Annotated in this window: 1 protein-coding gene; it reads left to right on the forward strand. The window is 44.1% G+C overall.

Features of this window, described 5'->3' with window-relative positions:
- Nucleotides 1-15 precede the first annotated feature (15 nt).
- Nucleotides 16-19,542: an LEPR-XLL domain-containing protein gene (locus tag CHJ_RS06295; RefSeq protein ID WP_317917193.1), complete on the forward strand. Its 19,527-nt coding sequence runs from the start codon at nt 16-18 to the stop codon at nt 19,540-19,542.
- The last annotated feature ends 47 nt before the right edge of the window (nt 19,543-19,589 follow it).

Genomic DNA, 19,589 nt, shown 5'->3' on the forward strand with positions numbered 1-19,589 from the left:
GTTTAGGTTAATCCTATGGTTACTAAATTGCATCGACGCGGAAACAACACTCGCGGTAAATTATTTCATTCACGTCGTAGTGGAAGACTGCCTCAGTTACGTCAGTTGGTTAAAGGTATTTCTTCTGTATTAAGCAACAAAAATAGAGACGCAATTAAGGTGCCGATGGATAACTTCCGTCTAGAGCAGCTTGAGCCAAGGTTACTACTTTCAGCAGATCCTATTGCGACCTTTTCCAGTGATAATGACAATGCCCAGTTAACATTAGAGGTGGTCACCAATGAAGCGAATGAGCAGATCATTCAATTGGTGGACACCACGGGCTCTGATAGCAAGGTGATCGGCAGCAAAAAAATCAGTGATATTCCGTCCGACAGCATCATTCAAGTCAATGGTGGTAATGGTAATGATACTTTAACGGTTGACCAGTCGTTTCTAGATCTGGGTGACAGAGATTTTGTGCTGCAGTTTGATGGTGGTGAAGGTAACGACAGAGTTCAAACCGCCGGAAATGTTACGGCAAGCAAGTGGCAAATAGATGGTGAGCATTCTGGCGCCATGGGAAGCAATGGGTTAGTACGCTTTGAAAATATTGAGAAGATCAATGCGACAACGAGTGAAGATTCAGAGCACAGCATAACGACCATCAACCACCGTTTTAATTGGCATATAACAGGCAGTGGTAAAGGGACTCTGTCTCTATTGCAGGACAATTCGGATAGCCTTATTAAAACCCCTGCTTATAAAGGGATTGAATTTTCAGGCATTGACCATATCAATGGCAGCGGTAGCGATTATCTCGATTACTCTCAACATAATCAATCTGTTACCGTCAATCTAGAAGAGGGCAAGGCGACAGGCTTTGATGCTGTGTTTGGTATTAATACCGTCATAGGTTCCAGTAAAGCAGATACCCTTATTGGTGATGACAACAATAATACCTTTGTAGCCGGAGTGGGAGACAAAATAAAGGGTCAAGGCGGTGTAAATAACACGGTTTATAAATTAGATAAGACTGATGGTAAAGATATTAAATTGACCGCTGGAGCGAGCGAGAACCGTTATCTGTATCAGATTGGTCAGTTTGGTTCTGAGGGTGGTTTCACGAGCAACCACACCATCGATATAGAAAATATTCAGCTGCTCTTCACTTATGGTAATGAACAAGATAATAAACTCGATTTTTCTGCAGCTAAGATAGCGGTTCATCTCGATGGCCGTTCCGGTGAGGATACTCTACTGGGAGGCAGCGGTAATGATATTTTGACAGGGGGAGCAGGAAACGATCTCATAAATGGCAATGAAGGCGATGATGAGGTTGTTTCAATACGAACTGCAGACTTTGTCATGAAAGGCAATGCCGTTCTTATTGGGAGTTCTGAGCAGGATACTTTAGAGAATATTAACCGAGTATATTTAAAAGCATTGTCCGCTGAAGGTGATACGACGGGTAAACGTTTGGATGCATCTGAGGCCGGTGACGCCGAAAACTCTTATTCTATTACACTGGTAGGGACAGAGTTAAAAGACACCATCAAAGCGTCAAAATATGGTGATATGTTGATCGGTTTTGGCGGGAGTGATGAGGTAACCGGAGGTGTTGGACACGATATATTTTACGCTAATAACGTCGGTAAAGCAGAGGTAAAAGCGCTTTCGTCACCGGGGTATCAACTGACGCTAACAAAGTTGCAGCCATTATCCGAAGAAAGTTCCGTAATGCACCAAGTCAACCTACACCAATTTGATAGCAAGGATACCCTCTCTCTCTCTGGTAGCGCCTACAACGATGTCATTGATATTTCGGCGTTCTCTGGTCACGGTATTATCCATACCCATGCCGGCAATGACAGCATTACAGGGGCACAAGCAGGTAATGTCATCTCTTCAGGAGAGGGGAACGACACCATTGTTATAAACAGTGCCCGTCAAGATAAAATTGATGCAGGAACCGGCACCGATAAGCTGGTTGTGGACCTTTCTACCGAGGGAGATGGCACGCAAAAAGTCGTATTGACTGGCGATACACTTTCCATAACAGAGGCAGAGTCTACCATTGATGGTGTTGAATTGGCCTCTCTCATTGGTGGTGATGGTGATGATCATCTCGATGCGAGCGCATTTCATGGCGTGACCCGTGAAACAAAACTCGTTGATGTGAAAGGTTGGCAACAAGTCGCGACTAAAACGCTTCATATTCAGCTTGATGATAGCGAGCAAAGCAAAATAGATATTGACGTTAGTGAAGTGGCAACGCTAGCGGATCTTATACAGCTTATCAATGAGTCAGACTCGCGTACGGATGGTAAGTTAACCGCGACCTTTGATCAGAACAAAGGTGGATTAACCTTAACTGGATTGTCTGCGATTGACGCTGAGGCGGGCTCCGAACAGCTATTAACGATTCTTGGCTTGTCAGAGGTGGTCTCTTCTTCAACACTAAACGGAATTGGCCTTAGCTTGTTAGCATCGGCCCAGAGAGTGTCATTTACGGGGAATGGCGGCAAAGACTCTTACTATGGTTCCAGCGGTAATGATCGATTTAACCTTGCTGCGGGTGATCAAACAGTTACCGGTAATAGCGGCAATGACACGATCGTAGCCGCGACAAATGATAGTCATACTTCGCTGATCATCACTGACGATAGCGTAAGCTGGAAAGACAGCGATGGGGCTCTTGTTACCACTCAGCTAATTGGTTCTGAAGCTCAGAAATTTAGTGCACTGTTAAAAGCAAATGACAATGCCATTCTACTTGATGGTAGCGCCAGCTCGATGCAGCAAGTGTTAGATGCTGGTGATAGCAACGCCACATTAAAAGGCGGAAGTGGCGCGGTTGAGTTTCGTGTAGATATTAGCAATAGAACCGATATAGATAAGCAGAAAGTGTCAGCATTACTTAATAATGATGCTGAGAATAGAGTGGTTGCTTATGGGGGGGACTCTGAGCTAAGCAAGTCTGATTTCTCATGGGTGACTATCAATGAAAGTGCGGATTTCACTCTAGTTAAAGAGAATGCCAATGGCATTAACCTGAATACCGATGTGACATTTAAAGGCATCTCCGTTGAACTAAAAGCGACAAACGGCAGTGATATCGTTATAAAAAGTAACATCGACACAGGAAACGAGGCGGGTGGTGCGGGTAACATTCGTTTAATTGCACAAAATATTACCATTTCTGATGGTGTTTCCTTGTTGGCAGTTGGCAGTACAGAACAAAACGGTGGTGATATCTCTCTTTTGGCCACTCACTCAGAGAACAGTCTGGTGGGTGGAGGCTTCTATAACATAGATAAGCTAACAGCGAGTATTACTATTAATAGCGATGTCGCTATTAACGGCAAAAATATTACCTTGCTGGCAAAAGCGGTATCCAATCCTTACTCCAATTTGAGCCATAACCAGAGCAGTTTGAGCAAGCCTCCTGCCAAATTTGCTGATGATGTTGAAAGTGATGAGATTAAAAATGCATTAGATAGTTTGAGCCTGTTTGCAGGGTATTCCCACTCTGACGTTTCTGCCACCATATCAGTGGCAGAAAGTGCCGAGATCAAAGGCAGTCAAGTGACTATTGATGCGTCGACTATTGCCAAAGTTGATGCTAAGCCTCTCTCGGCAGGGGTTAGCGTCGCTCTGGGTAAACTAGATGCTTCTGCAACAGTCAATATGAACGGCAACATCATTGCTAGTGGCGATGTCTCTATCACAACTAGAACCGACAATTATCTCAATGTGGTAGCTAAACCAATAATAGCCACCGGGTTTTCTGAAAGTGTTGCTATTGGTGTTATCGACTCAAAAAGTTCAGCGACGGTATCCAGCTCAGCCAATATCGTGGCGGGCGGTGATCTGACCGTGCAAAGTCGTAACTTTGATTTTAGTTACGTGGCTGCCATTAGCGATGGCGGAAATGAAGGCAAACAAGCAGCCAGTGCCGCGGTTAAACTCACCAACAACGAAACAGTAGCGACCCTTGCGGGGACGGTATTGGTGGCCGGAGACGCAAAAGTTAATGCTGAACATATTCAAGGCAAAGTGAATGGTCATTGGGGAACAAAAGCCAAAGCTGAAATTGACCGTGTTCCAAGCAAAATTGATAAAATTAAAGATGGTCTAAAAGAGAAAGCGGCGAAAAAGGCACCGAAAAGCATGGCTTCTAAGTTGATGCCTGGTAATCGTCTTGCTCCTACCAAATTGACTGCCGGTCTGGCATTTGTTTATGCAAACGAAAGCAACACTGTAAACTCTTACATTGGTCAAGTTGGCCAGAGTAGTGATATCCAAGTTGCTGGTGATCTCTCTCAATCGGCCACAGTAAATGCTCGATTAATTACATCCACGTCATCATCGGCGAGTACTCCTTCTCAATATCAGCAAGTTGCTGGTTCGGCAGGAACGGGCAGTTCATTTAAGCAAGTGCCATTTGGCGGCGCAGTCTCTGTATCTATAGGTGAGTTGAGCAATAGTGCAGAGGCACACATTCAAGGAAACACCCAGCTAGATGTGCTGAAGAGCTTGTCTGTTCAATCAGTAGCAAAAAATCAAACCGGCATTGCAGGAAAAAATAGCGATGATATCGCTCTGCTTAATAATAAACCGAGCGTGGTAAACAAAGACGATATTGGCTCGAACTATGCCGTGAAAAAGGGAGATTTGTTGCAGTTTGTTGATGGCAAAGGGTATGTCTGGCAGCAGAGTACAGATGATAAAAAACCGGCCATTTCTAAGCTTGATGCGATATATAAATTTATTGGTGATGATAGTAACGTTGTTTTAGCAACAGAAGACTTTAGTGATGCCAGCCGATGGCTATTGTTAGGTGATAAAGTTACCTACCTTCCTAATCATTTACTTAACGGTAATAACGACTTCTATCTTGCGGATAACAGTGTTAAAGCCGTTGCCGCTGGAGCTAAAGTGTCGTTGGCTCTAAATTTTGCTCAGCTCGAGAGTAAACAAATTTCTGACTCGCGAGTAAAAGGAAATGTGAAAATAAATCAGCGCTCACAGCTAAGTAATAGCTTTGTTGACGAAGATGGGGCGGCAACAACGCAAGCGGCGAGCAGTGCCAGTAAACTGTTAGAAGCAGTTCCTAACAGCAGTAGTCGTAGTGTTCATTTAACATCGTTCTCACTTAATCAATCGGTCGATACCATTGGCAATACCTCATCAACAAAAACTAAATTATTTGATTCGATGTTGGGATCATCAAGCAGTGAGAACGGAGTAGGGGCGAGTCGTTTTTCTAATAAAGTCGTTACTGTTAGTCAATCAGTCATTGAAAGTGGCGCTAAAGTGGATGCCGATACATTAACGGTTAATGCAGAGAGTAAAGCACTGGTTGTTAACTACGGAAATTCCCACGGTTCAGGACGAGGTTTACTGGGCGTTGCGGGTTTAAGCATGCGTAACACCATTGATAGTACATCTCGTGCTCAGATAGAATCAGGTGTTACTGCCAATATTGGTTCGGATCCTTTGTTATCGTCAGATTCTGCTCAACAGTTACGAGTAGAGGCCAGTAATACGGTTGATGTGTTTGCACTAGGCTTAGGTAAAAGCAAAGCAAATACCCTTGGGTTGGGCACGGCTCATGTTATTAATGATGTAAGTAAAACAACTGACGCCGTAGTGGGTAGTGACGGTGCCAATGTCGGCAATATCACAGTACATGGTGATAGCCATATAGAGGCCGTCAGTGATGGAAGCATTATTGCTACTGCTATGAGCGGCGCGAAAATTGGTCGTAGTGTCGCACCGACACAAACCTCGTCAGGTCAGAGTGAAAGTCGTTTAGGTATTGGAATATCTGGTACTTATATTGCCAATAAACTAACCAGTAATGTCTCTTCATCGCTACGGAATGTCGCCAGTTTTACCAGTGATGATTTAAGTTTGAACGCTAAAGAGCAGAGCAATGTTATCGCTTTCCCTCTCGCTTACTCCAAAGCATCCTCACAGAACTTTTCATTAGCGGCTGCTGGTGTCGGGTTACTAAATACGGTGGATATTACTGTAATCGCCAGCATGGAGAATATAAACAGTGCCAATCTAAACGCGGTTACTGTAAACGCCACGAATGATAGCCAAGTTATCGCTGTCTCAACTGCGGCTGCCTATGCTAAAACCACCAACACTTCCAATGGTTCTAAAGCAAGTGCTGCAATTGCCGGCAATATCTCCCTGAATAAGGTAACCAGCACCATTAATGCTCATGTTAGTGACGTGAACTCTTTAGTCGTTCGTGAGCAGAACGGTCAAGGGTATGGTGTGGACATTGTCGCACTGGATCAATCTAAAGTGTACGCGGGTGCGTTAGGGGTAGCGTATGCGGGCAATGTGGCGGTTGATTTAACCACAGCAGAAAACAGCATTACCAGCGATATTAATGCTCATATTAGTCATAGTGACATAACGTTAGCTCAAGGTAAGGTTAGGGTCGAAGCTGATAACAGCAGCAGTATTCTAGCTGTAGCATTAGGAGCAAGCCTTACTAAGGGGTCATCTCTTGGCTTGTCTGTTGGTGCTGCTCTTAGTTTGAATACCGTTCGTAGTACGACTCGGGCAAAGGTGAACAGAGATAGTGTTATCCGTTTAGCGTCAGCAGATCAAGCGGGGTCAAAAATTAATATTACCGCTAAAAATGATGCAGAGATACAGAGCTATGTCACGGCCGCTTCAGTTAGTGCCCAGCTTGCGGAAGCAAATGATCAAACCTTCAAAATTTCATTGTCTGGTGCGGGTGCTGAAGCAAAAAATAACATATTCAGTGATACTGAAGCATCAGTGGTTGGTTCTACCATTAAAGAGCAGTTGAGCAGTGAAGAAGCGTTAGCAGAGCACATTGGAATTACCATTGAAGCAGAAGACAGCAGCGCGATTTCTTCAGTTGTCTTGGCAGGAAGCGCTGGGTTAGCAAAAACTCAAAACGGAGTGGCTGCATCCTTAGCGTTAGGGGTGAGTTTAGCTGAAAATAATATTGGCGATAGTGATAAGCCTTCGTTAGTGAGAGCTTATGCTAAAGATAGCCATTTCAACACCTCTGGTAGTTTAAATATTTCTGCGAAAAGTACCACCTCCATTGATGCGACAGTCGTTGCGGCGAGTGTCGCTGTAGTAGCAGGTAAAGCAGCGGTTGGTTTGTCGGGTGTGGGAGCTAAGAGCGACAACTCAGTTTATACCAATGTACAGAGTTATGTTGAAGGGGGAGAGATAACTAGCAGAGAGCTCTCGGTAGCAAGTACGAGTAAAGCGAGTATCGATGCGACGGTGGCCACAGCAGTTCTCGTTGCGGCTGTGGGTAAAGATGTAAGTGCTTCTCTGAACATTGCCGCATCAATCGCGAAAAACAGTATTCACAATGACACAATAGCTTATATAGCAGGCGATAGTGCTAGCTCTAAGCTCAAAATAGACAGTGGTGATATCACCGTCAGTTCTGTCGCGGACAACAACATTAATGCTGTTTCTGCCGCCGCATCTCTTGCTGTGGCGGTGAGTTCTAAGTTAAGCGTTGCATTAAGCGGGGCAGGTGCGGTAGCTGAGAACATAATTACGGGTGATACGAAAGCCTATATAACTAATAGCGACATATCCAGTACTACCATAAAGCCTCAAGGAAAAGATAGTGAAGGTAATGACTTACCTGACCTTGTGTTGTTAAACAGTCGAGATATTACTGTTAGTGCTAGCAATATCTCAGATATTGACGCCAGTGTTATAGCGGCATCAGCGTCTGTTGCTGTTGGGGCTAAAGCCGGGATTGGTGTATCAATAGGGGTTGGTAAGGCAAACAACTATATCGGTAATGATGACGACCGTCTTCAGGTATACAGCTACATAGAGAACAGTAATATTAACGTCAAAGGGGATGTGGATGTCGTTGCTACATCTAATCTCACTGTGGATGCAGATGTAACTGTTGCGAGTATGGCAGTCACTGGATCCGGTGGGGGTGGTTTAGCTCTGTCTGCGTCAGGTATTGGAGTCTCTAATGAGGTTTACTCTCTAACAACAAGTTATATCAAGAACAGTAATGAACTTAAGGCAAATAATGTATCGGTTGGGTCTAGTAATACATCTAACATAAAAGTAACAGCCATAGCCGCGTCAGTGGCGGCTAGTTTTGCACCTAAAGGCGCGGCTGTCTCTATCGGAATATCTAAGGTCTCAAACCTAGCGGATATGCGGGTGAGAAGTTATATAGATAGCGCTAAGATAACGAGCAATAATAAGTTTGATCTAGTTTCAGATGCAAAAGCGAACCTAGAAGCAAAAGGCTATGCAGTGTCGATTGCTGGTGGAATAGGCTTCTCCGGAGCGGGTGTCATTGTTAATAGTGATATTAAAGGGTACAGCCGAGCTGACGTTATTAACAGCACATTGAAAGTAGGCAATACAGGCAACATCAAAGCACTATCAGATATGTCTCAGAGCGTACATGGTTATGGTCTCTCCGTTGGGTTTATCGCAGCAGGCATTGTTTTATCTGAAGTAGAGACGAAGCTAGATACCTTGGTTACCTTCGAAAACTCTGATTACTCAGGTAACAACCTTTCAATTAGTGCTTATAGCAATGAAGATCATGATCTTGTCGCTATAGCAGGCAGTGGTGGACTCGTTGCAGGTGCAGGCGTTTCTGCCAGTGTGACGAGTAGCAGTAACACCCAAGTTGATATTACAAAAGGCAGTCGCATTACACTTGAACGCCACGTTAACAATGATGTAGAGGCCGATGGTGCAGAGAAAAACAGCGCAGCCAAATCAGGTCAATTGTCGATAAAAGCTGAGCACGTGACTGCTTTTGATGCAGATGTAAAAGCAGCATCAGGTGGGGTTTTATCTGGCTCTGGAGCTATCGCTGACAACGAAATTTCCGCTAACGTTCATGTCAATTTAGGGGACGATAGCACTAAGGCGGCATCAGATAGCGGAAAGAATGTCGCCATTAAAGCAGAGAATATTACGGTTGATGCGATCAATCGTGTTCGAAAAGATGATGATGGACGCATTTATGCGGTAGCAGCGGGAATATATTCTGCAGCTGGGGCAGACAGTCGCACAGAACTGAATTTAGATACCAAAGTACGCGTTGGCAAATATAACGATATCTATGCCATTAGTGGTGATGATAATAATGGTATTGCACTCAATGCACTCAATGATGTTGTCGTGAAAGACGAAGTAGTGATGAATGCGGTGGGAGCGGCAGCTGGAACCTTTGCTAAAGTAAAAATTAAAGACTCAGCGTTAAATGCAACCGTTGAAATTGCTGAAGGAGCAAGGATTTTCTCATCTGGAGATGTGCAAATTTCTGCACGAGGAAAAGGCGAGTTTGTTGCCAGTGTTGAATCCGATTCAGCTGGTGCGGTATCGGTAACTAAAACCAGTGCAATAGCCGATATTACCCCGACCAATACGGTAGTCGTCGATGAAAAAGCAAAAATCGCAGCCTATGGTGATCTAAATATTTCCGCGGGAACCGATACTTTATTTAATCGCGATCAGTATAAAGTACATGCCAGCGTAGACAGTTTTGCCGCCAGTGTTATTCCCGTTGACATTGTTAAATCGGACGCAAGACTGGTTCAGAGTAATACCATAACTGTGGGTACGGGGGCACATTTACAAACCGCTAAACGGATGAATCTGCATGCAGAGCGATTTGGTTTTGCTGATATGGCATCGCAAACAAAAACCGTCAATTGGGCTTCTAAATTAGGAGGAACCGCAGATCTTGGTGGTGACTTGCACAGTAGTGCTGAAGGCAAGGTTATCAATGCAGGTAAATTGGAAACCGGTATACAGCGACATTTATCGATAGAGTTTAATCAGTTAGATGATAATGGCTTGGTTGATGATGCTCATGTAGTACGAAATGAAAATACCGTATTGGATGGCTTTGGTCTTCAAGATAACGAAATACTCAAAGGTATCACTTATAGCAGTACGGTTGCCGCTCTTAATTCTAGTTTGTTGCATGCATTGGAAGACGCTGAGCGTCAGTTAATTTTGTTTAGAGGTTCAGTTGCAGGAGGTGAGAGTGAAAAACTGGTGGCCTTTTATGAAAAAGAGGTTAAACGACTTCAACAGCAACTAAAAGAGAGAGGCTTGCTGGAAGAGGTTAAACCAAATGTGTTTATTCGTAATGAAGTGCGCACTCCGGTTATTGTGGTTAATGATATTCATGCAGAAGCGGGCCGGGTAGATGTTCGGGCAGATGACTTTGAACAGAAAGTATCAAGTGAGATAGTTGTTCCTGGCGACGCATCAATTAAGATCACCAATCATACCATTGCAGCGTTAGTGGTTAACAATATCACCATACCCCAAGAGAATGGAGGCAGTTACTTAAATGGTGAGGTACTACAAGATGGTGGTACAACCGATCCATCAATCGTTATCACCAATGATGTGGATATTGATCTTGCCAAAAAAGCGCTGGCGGAGAGATTTGCTGATCAATTGCTGGTTAATGACCCTGATGACAATGAGACCTCGTTTCAGCAGAGCTTGGTGGTTCCATCGATTACAGTTGCAGGCAATATTGAGAACCGAACAGGCTCTTTGACACTACGTAGCTTAAAAGGCGTTGATGGACCTAAAGGAACGGGTGATATCACCATCAACGGCAAGATTGACACCAAAGAGAACGAAATTTATACCGGAGGTTCGGCAACCATTGGCTTACCTCCGGGGTCAACTTTCTCGACTTCTGGCGAAGAGTACAATAAATGGAACAGCGTTATTGGTAACTATGGCTTGGACAGAGCTAGCCCAGAAGCGATTGATGATATGATTAACCGTAATGCTAAGAAAGCCAGCATCTACGCGGATAGTATTTCTATTACCGCAGAATTTATCAATATTAACGGAAAAATTCAGAGTGGAACTGAAAGCTTTGAATTAACCATTGATGACAGTATTGAAACTCAAGTTAATAATATAAAACGGTCTGGCGCCTCTGGTTTGGTGCGTTTAAATATCGAAAACAAAGACTTTTCTGTTTATTACGATGTGGGAAATGATCAGATTGTCGTAGGAGATATGCGTGTCTCCGGTGGCTATATTCGCTTAGAAGGCAATATCATGAATACCAACAAAAACTCACAAATTGAGTTGCTTGGTGGGTATGCCGGTATTGAGGTGATAAATAATACTCAGCTAGACGTTAAGATTATGGGTCTAGACGCGTCTCAACGTGGTGAAGGCACGTTAATTATCAAAGATAAGTCTAAGAGTCGAGACGGTGAGATACTCGAGACAATTTATACCAAAAGCAAAGATGGTCTAAACACCATTCAGAGGTACGGTGAAGAGATTGTTTCCTCTGCATCCGGAGATGATGTTGATTTAACTTACACACCTAAACAGGGCTGGCGCTATAAGTGGTCAATGGCAGAAGAAGAATACACGCGTAATAGAACGGTGGAGTCTAAATCGTCTTGGGCGGGTATAGACGCTTTGTCTGCGGATCCTGATGATATCGATTTTGATCCAGAGGATGAAAAAACACTAAGCCCAGCGCAATTGACAGGAAAAGGCGCTTACTTTGAGTTAATCGACCCTAAAAATGATAATGATGCCCCTTATCAGTACTTTTACGAGAAAGTAAAGCTATCGGATCAAACTTTTGTTACCGACAAATGGAAAAAAAGTACTTGGTGGGGCAAAAAAACCTACTATACCGAGTTCACTCGAGAGAGAAAGTACCGCAATGTTGCCACCCATTCCATTAAAGCTGATTATGGCATCGCCATTAATTTCACTGGAGCAGAGCAAGGCTCTGTAACAGTGAAGTCTAATCGTGGTGGCGATGTGATTGTTCAAGGCAATATTAGTAATGAGCACGGCACAACCATTATTGAAGCCGCAGGCTCTGGCATTTACAGCAGTGAAACCGCCAGTGTTGGTGGCAAAATTATTGACCTGACAGCCGATGAAATTGGCTATGCACCTGCTATCAATATCGATAAAAGTATTAATGCTGCGAGAACCGCACTACGCACCAACTTAACCAATGATTCATCAGCAAGTTTGTCCGCAAGAACCTATGGCGGACGCATTAATATTGTCGAAAATGATGGTCCTTTGATGGCTGGTAATATCACTTCTGCTTCCGATTATGAGCGCGATAGTTTAGATAGCGGAGGAAAAATATTCCTTTCTGCAATAGGTGGTATTGAGGCGGCAACGAGCGGTAGCGTAGTACGTGGTGGGGTTATTGACCTCAACACCGAAGCCCATGTTGGCCGCGATACTCTTGCACTAAATATAGATGGAGGCTCGCTCAATAAAGACGCTCTCTCTATCAAAGCGAATAGCAATATATATGTCAGTGAAACGGATGGTGACTTACGTGTTAACTCTATTCAATCAAGTGCCGGTAGTGTCCACATCAATGTTGCACATGGTTCACTTATTGACGCGAACACCAATGTGGTTAGAGATGAACGCAGTTATAGCGAGTTGAGTACCGGACTATGGAAAAACCTCGGACTTATTGATGGTAGCGATGCCGCTGAAATTAAACGCCAACAGATTTTAGATGCAGCAAAAAATGCTAAACAGAGTCAGTACCACCAATATTGGCAGATAATAAACAGTCAGTTTGGTGGCGAATACAGTGCTGGCCAAAAAGCGGTGATCAGCGATAGTGAAAAAAGCTATTTTACTGAGCAATTTACTCAACAAGGTATTGCCGACGGAAAAAGTGGCGCAGAACTTGAGGCATTTGTTACTGACGGTATTGAAACACTGAACAACAAACGAGATGCAGAGTTTCAGCAGTTGCATGATCGGTATGCTGGTACAGGGGCGTATGACGCTGATTACACCGCAGAACTGTCAGAGTCAGAAATCGCTAAATTAACCGGACATATAGTTAAATGGAGTGAAAATGATCTGCTTAACCTAATCAGTGGCAGTCTGCTAAAACCGGTTACCAATACCCAAGCGACCATTGAAGGTGCGAATATTACCGCAGGTAAAGGCGTTCACATTCAAGCGAAAACCGATGTTGGCTCTGCTAATGGTAGTGTCGAAATAGTATTAGGTAATAATTACTCAGAGCAGCAGCGAGTCCAATTGGCTGCGGCAGAACGCAACGATGTTTACTTCCTATTTTCTCAACGAGTAACCAATATTACTGTTGATGTCGTTGACTCGGTGGCAGGGGATCAAATCGTTCGTCAGTCAGGAAGTTGGCGAGAAGATGGTTTTGTCGCAGGTATGCAAATTCGTATTGCGGGAGATAGTGCTAATAGCAATAACGAAGGAACATTCTATGAAATCGCGTCGATATCCAGTGATGGAACTAGGTTAATTTTAACGTCTACAGATCTAACCTCCGAATCTTCAGTAGATTTAGATATTGCCGCAATTAGTAATAGCCCAACATTAACCACGATTGTGAGTAATGATGTTAATGGGTGGGATAATTCAACCTATCAACTCAATGACTATATTGAGACCGAAGGCAACTTCTACCAAATCCAACGTATTTCTGGTCAAGTAATGGATCTCAAGCAAGTTGATGGTGAACAAGCGGCAGGTGCTGTGATTGTCTCGGCTTCTAAATATCATGAAATTGAAGTAGAGAAAGTGCTGATCGACCAGCGTGAAGATATCGATATTTTAGCGGTATCAGATGTAAATGTTTCTGCGAGCCGTAATCTGTATCTTGGCTCTGAAAAGGCGTTGATTATTGCTCATGTCTCTGCCGACAATGTACGAATTAAGAGTAAAGAGTCGTTAATCGATGCAGCCAGTTCTAACGCAGCGGTAACCGCAACATCCAGTTTAGTCTTGGAGGCAGGTTATGGTGCAATTGGTAGTGAGGCACAACGATTCACTATTGATTTAGGGACCGATGGCCTTCTAACGGCAAGAGCAAAAAACAGCATCGTATTAACAGAAGTAAACTCAACGATTAATGTTGGCACCTTGTACTCTGCCAATGGCAAAGTAGATTTGCTGGCGAGCAATGGCTCCATTGTGGATGCTCTTAACCACGATTATGAAAATATCCGTGCCAAAGATATTGAACTCACCGCCCTGCATGGCGCGATTGGTGAGACCGGCGATAGGTTGGATATCCACCTCACTGGAGGAAATATCACCGCCAATAGCCGTGATGATATTAGGCTAAATGAAACAGATATCAGTATGAATATTGATCATATTGAGTCGCTATCTGGTGACGTAGATCTTCACGCACAATATTCCATTATAGATGCCATCGATGATCAAGTTGGTGAGCAAGCCGATATTGTGGGGGCAAGCATCTCTCTTACTGCTCGTACTGGTAGTGTCGGGGCGTTTGGTGAAGATATAGAGATCGACAGCGGTTCAAAAGCCGGTGACAACTTGACTATCGATAGCGAGCTTAGTAGCTATGTGATAGAAACTATGGGTGATTTATACCTAAATAGCATCAAGTCCGGTTTGACTGCAACGGCCTTCATTGCTGTACCGACAGGGCGCATTCTCAATGACAATAAATCGGGGCAAAACTTAGAGTCAGGCAAAGCGTATCTGTTCGCGGCAAGTGATATCGGCGAGTTTGGTCGGGCGATAACCACTCGAGTGGGACATCTGCAAGGGAAGTCCACGTCAGGTAATGCTTATATCGTTAATGACCGTTCATTAAATATCGGTGGTGTCTTGGAGAGTATTCCTGATGGCATTACTGCTGGTGGCAGTGTCTCCATTGTGACGAAAAATAGCTTAACGGTTTCTAAAAATATTGTTGCGGGTAGCGAAGTAAACTTAACCACGATTGATAGAGATAGTGAAAGCGACAATGAATCCATCACCATTAAAGATGGTTTTGTGGTGAAATCTAGATTGAGTGAAATCAATATCAACGCCGGTGATGACGTCATTGTTGAGCAAAATGGTCAACTTTCTGCCAAAACAGATATTAATATTCATGTAGATAAAGGGTTAAACAACAGCGTGGATGACTCGGGCGGTCATGTGGATCTAGCCGGGCACCTTTACGCGGGTGAACGTATTAACATTCATGGTAATACGCAAGACGACAGCGTTGATATTCATGTTCAAAATATTGGTGGTGACGTTTATGTGAATAGCTATCAGGGTGAAGATAGAATCACCATTTCTCAGCTACACAGTCGCAGTGGAAAAATGGTGCTGGATGGTGGAGCAGACACCGACCGTTACACCATAAACCGAACTGGCAATGATGCTGACTATGTTATTGATGTCGTTGATAGTGGCTTAGAGAACCAAGGCGCAGATACCTTAACGATTAATGGTACTGAGCTTAATGATACCTTCTTGTTACGTGCCAACTTTGTTGCTGCTTTACATGGTGATAGCACTGCCGGATACAGTAGCAACGTAGAGCGTATTAACTACAACCGAAATATTAATGCCCGCTTAACGGTTAATGGGTTGCAGGGGGATGATGCTTTCTATAGCGATGACAATAGCAGCATCACGACACTGGATGGGGGTAACGGTAATGATAGTTTCCAAATTGGACAACTATTTGGCTCGGATCGTAAACACCATCTCGGCGTGGTTGCCCAAGGGGATGATATTGAAACCACCGAAACAACTCTTGGCTTCCTCAGTAAAGGTAACAGCTTGCCAATGGTGGTGTACGGTGGTGACGGAGAAGATCAGATAACGGTTTACTCGAACAAGGCCATTACCAAACTATATGGTGAGGATGGGGACGATAACTTTGTTGTGCGTGCTTTCCTTCAAAAAGGCTCCAATAACACCACCAACAGTGTCGATGTCGAGTTATTTGGTGGCGATGGTGCCGATAATATTGAATACAGTATTAATGCTCCGCTGAAAATTGATGGTGGTGCAGGAGTGGATACCGTTGTGGTACTGGGTACTGAAGCGGATGATAACTTTATTATTACCGAAAATGGCATATTTGGTGCCGGACTTAATGTCGGTTATCAAGGAGTAGAAATTGCCGAAGTGGATGGATTAGAAGGGGATGATACCTTCTATGTACTTAGCACCAATGAAGATGTAACGACCACCATCATAGGTGGATTAGGTTCTGATAACTTCCATGTGGCTGGCGATGTAACCAAACCTGTTGTTTCATACTCCGTAGAAGGGCGCAGCAGCTTTATTAATCACAGTGTATTTAGTGATGATCCTGCTTATAACGGTATCTTTGTTAATGGCTTACCTCTTAATGTCGCCAATAAAGATACCGGTGCCGTTACCATCGACACTGAAGGGGATATGACGGTTAGTGAGAACGGCCTAGAAAGCAGTTATAAAGTGTCGTTAGATGTGCCGAAACCAGACGTTGCAACTGTCGCTTATATCACTGTGTCGGCGGCAAGAGTCTCTTCCAGCGATCGAAACAGAGGCAATAGCAGCAATCCAACGGGTGGGGTATTGATCTCTACTGATGGGGTAAATTTCTATGAGTCGCTGGTATTGACTTATGACTCTGAAACTAACTGGGGTGATGACTTTACTATTCATGTAAAAGCGATAGACGATGGTGTTGCGGAAGGTGTTCGTCAGTACGTAGTGAGTCATAGCATCCGCAGTACTAACCCTGAGTTTGATAACTTGAACATCAATAATGTTGAGTTGACCACTTATGACAATGATCAGGCTGGCGTGATTGTTGTGCAAAAAGGTCCTGCTTCCATTGCCGAAGGAAGCAAAGGAACCGAAGTTAATGTGACGCTAACTAAGCAACCCGATGTGGGAGAGGTTGTTACCGTTAAAGTGAGTGAAATTGTTACAGGGGATAATAAAAATCAGCTCTCTTTTGTTGATCAAACTTTGACCTTTACTCATAGCAACTGGAACTTAACTCAAACGGTATTAGCTAATGCCATTGATGATAGTGATACTGAAAACAGTTATCGCGCTACTGTCCAGTTTGAAACCAGTAGCAATATCGCCGATTCAGGGTTCTCCAGTTTGAATACAGCAGAATCTGAGATCAATATTATCGTTGAAGATAATGATAAAGGCGCAGTATTGGTGACTGCTAGCCACGGCTCAACGGTTGTGAATAGTGAGAAGAGTGATAGCTATAGCTTGGTGTTAAGTCGAGCGCCTAAGGCTCCTGTTACAGTGAATCTGTTAAATGATGGTCAGACGCTATTTAGCTGTGATGATAAACGTTTTAATGCTGAAGATAACAGCGTCACCTTTACCGCAGAAAACTGGAATGAAGCGATTACGATTACGTTAAACGTTAATCCAGACTACGATGCGCAATCAACCAGTCAACCGGTTCAGAAACCACCGCTACAACCTCATTTGCTTACTCAAATTCGGGGTAAACTTAACATCCATGGTGGCGTGCCTGAAGGTAAAGAACGTACGTTGACTCAATCGGTAATGCTTCCTTCTGAGAGCGATACGGAACTGCCGATTGTGGATATTCAGATCGATGAGAATAATCAAACCGATACGTTAACCCTGTTTAATGACGGCAGTGTTGAGTCCTCAACGGGTGAGCTTACCGCATCAACCATTACTGGTTTAGGAATGGGGGCTGGCGTTGAGTATCACAATGTGGAAGTTGTTGAGACCCTACTAGGTAGCGGAGAAGACAAGTTTACTGTTTCTGGTACGGCGAAAGGTGCCATTACTCTGGTTCATGGTGGCGGTGGTGTTGATAAACTGACCGTTACCGGCAGTGACAGTGACGGAGCTTTGATTTTATTGGGTGATACGGTACAGGACGGCAGCAGTTACAACGCGACATCGGACCAAAAAACCGACCGTGCCCGAGAATATGATAATGCTGCAGGTGACCATATCGATGCCTCTGGTGCCGGAGGGTCAGTTGTTATTTATGGTGGTAAAGGCGATGACATCATCATAGGTAGTCAATATGGTGATCATATTGCAGGTGGTTCAGGTAATGACACTATAACGGGATTAGCGGGCGATGATCATATATACGGGGATGCAGGATTTAATGTTGATATCTCGACGCGTTTAGACCGTTCAAGCCAAGTGCTTACCGTGGTAAATAGTGGTAGTGATAGCGATAACCCAGAAACGGCGGATACATTAGTAACGGGCCAAGATATTATTTATGGTAATCAAGGCAACGATATTATTATTGGTGATAAAGGGGTAATCAGTTTGACCCCACAAACCAACCGCATTAAAACGACTGGCGACGTTATCAATATTCGCACGGTAGAAATCGACCAAGGAAGTAACGATCAAATTTATGGCAATGAAGGTGATGACTTCATTATTGCCGGTAATGGCAATGACCGAATTGAAGGCAATCAAGGTTCGGACTCTATTATCGCAGATAATGGCTCCATCGACGTGCTGCAAGGCGTTCGTATCTCATTAACGAGCACCGATGTCACTGAAGCGACCGGAGGCAATGACACCATATACCTTGGTACTGGCGATGATCAACTTATCGCTGGTGTTGGCAGTGATACCATTATCAACACTTCTGGTGAGAGTGTAATTCTTGGTGATAACGGTCGTATTGTTAGTAACGCTAGTGGCCGATATGTCTTGGCTAGAACAGGGCAAACCAACTTGGGTGGTAGAGATGTCGTTACTGGTGGTAGCGGACAAGATATTATCTTCGGCGGCGTTGGCAGTGATTATCTGGATGGTCGTGCAGGAAATGATGTTATCGGTGGCGACGGCTCTCAAATCACTCGAAATGATGACACCATCATCTTTGAAGCTGTAGACCTCTTTACTGGAGGGGATGACACCTTGCTAGGTGGAGATGGTTTCGACCGTATGCAAGGGCAGTTCGGTGGTGATCTCTTCTTTGCCAACTTTAATGAGGATGTTCTACTGGGAGACTACGGCCGATTTACCTTTAATGCTCGATCGGATAATGAACAAGCAACGTCGGTCATCTCTTTGGCACAAGGCGGTTTAGACCTGATTCGCCAAACACAGCTAAATCTCTTTACTGGTTATGCTAAGCAGATCTTTGCTGAATCCAATCTGGGTCAGGCTGCTCGAAGTCGTGTGGCAGTAACCACAGTGTTTACTAGTCAGGCGCAAAATGCCTTTGATCAGTTAGATGGCACTTTCCAAAGCTTAGGTTCCGGCGCAAGTGAGGGGGCAGATTTCGTAATTCCTACCGCACCGACTGCTGCTGGTGTCGTCAGTGAGGTTCCTTCGGCTGAAGGTAAAGATAATGTTCAAGTCATTACCGCGGATGACGTCGAGTTGTCGACGGATGCGGCGGCTGAACGGGAGGTTGAACCACAACAGAGTGAACCACAACAGAGCGAGCCTCAGCAGGACGACGTTGAATGTCAAAGCAGTGCCGAAGGTGAACTTTGTGGTGAAGAGGCTGAAAACAAGCCACAAATGACACCAAATAGCGAATCTACCGAAGATGACCATCACCAACAGAATGAAAACCGTGATGCTGATAATGAACAACAGAGTCAACAATCGGGTATCAATCTTAATGTTGCCTTAGCCAGTGTTGGTGGCTGGGTAATGATGACGAATAATCCGCAAGGACAGCAGAAAAAGAGCAAAGAGAAAGAAAAAGTGGCTTAAGCTAATGATAAGTAGGGTTAAGTCTTAATTCTTACTTTGATTACGAA

Source organism: Vibrio sp. MACH09, from assembly GCF_033238805.1.
Classification (GTDB): Bacteria; Pseudomonadota; Gammaproteobacteria; order Enterobacterales; family Vibrionaceae; genus Vibrio.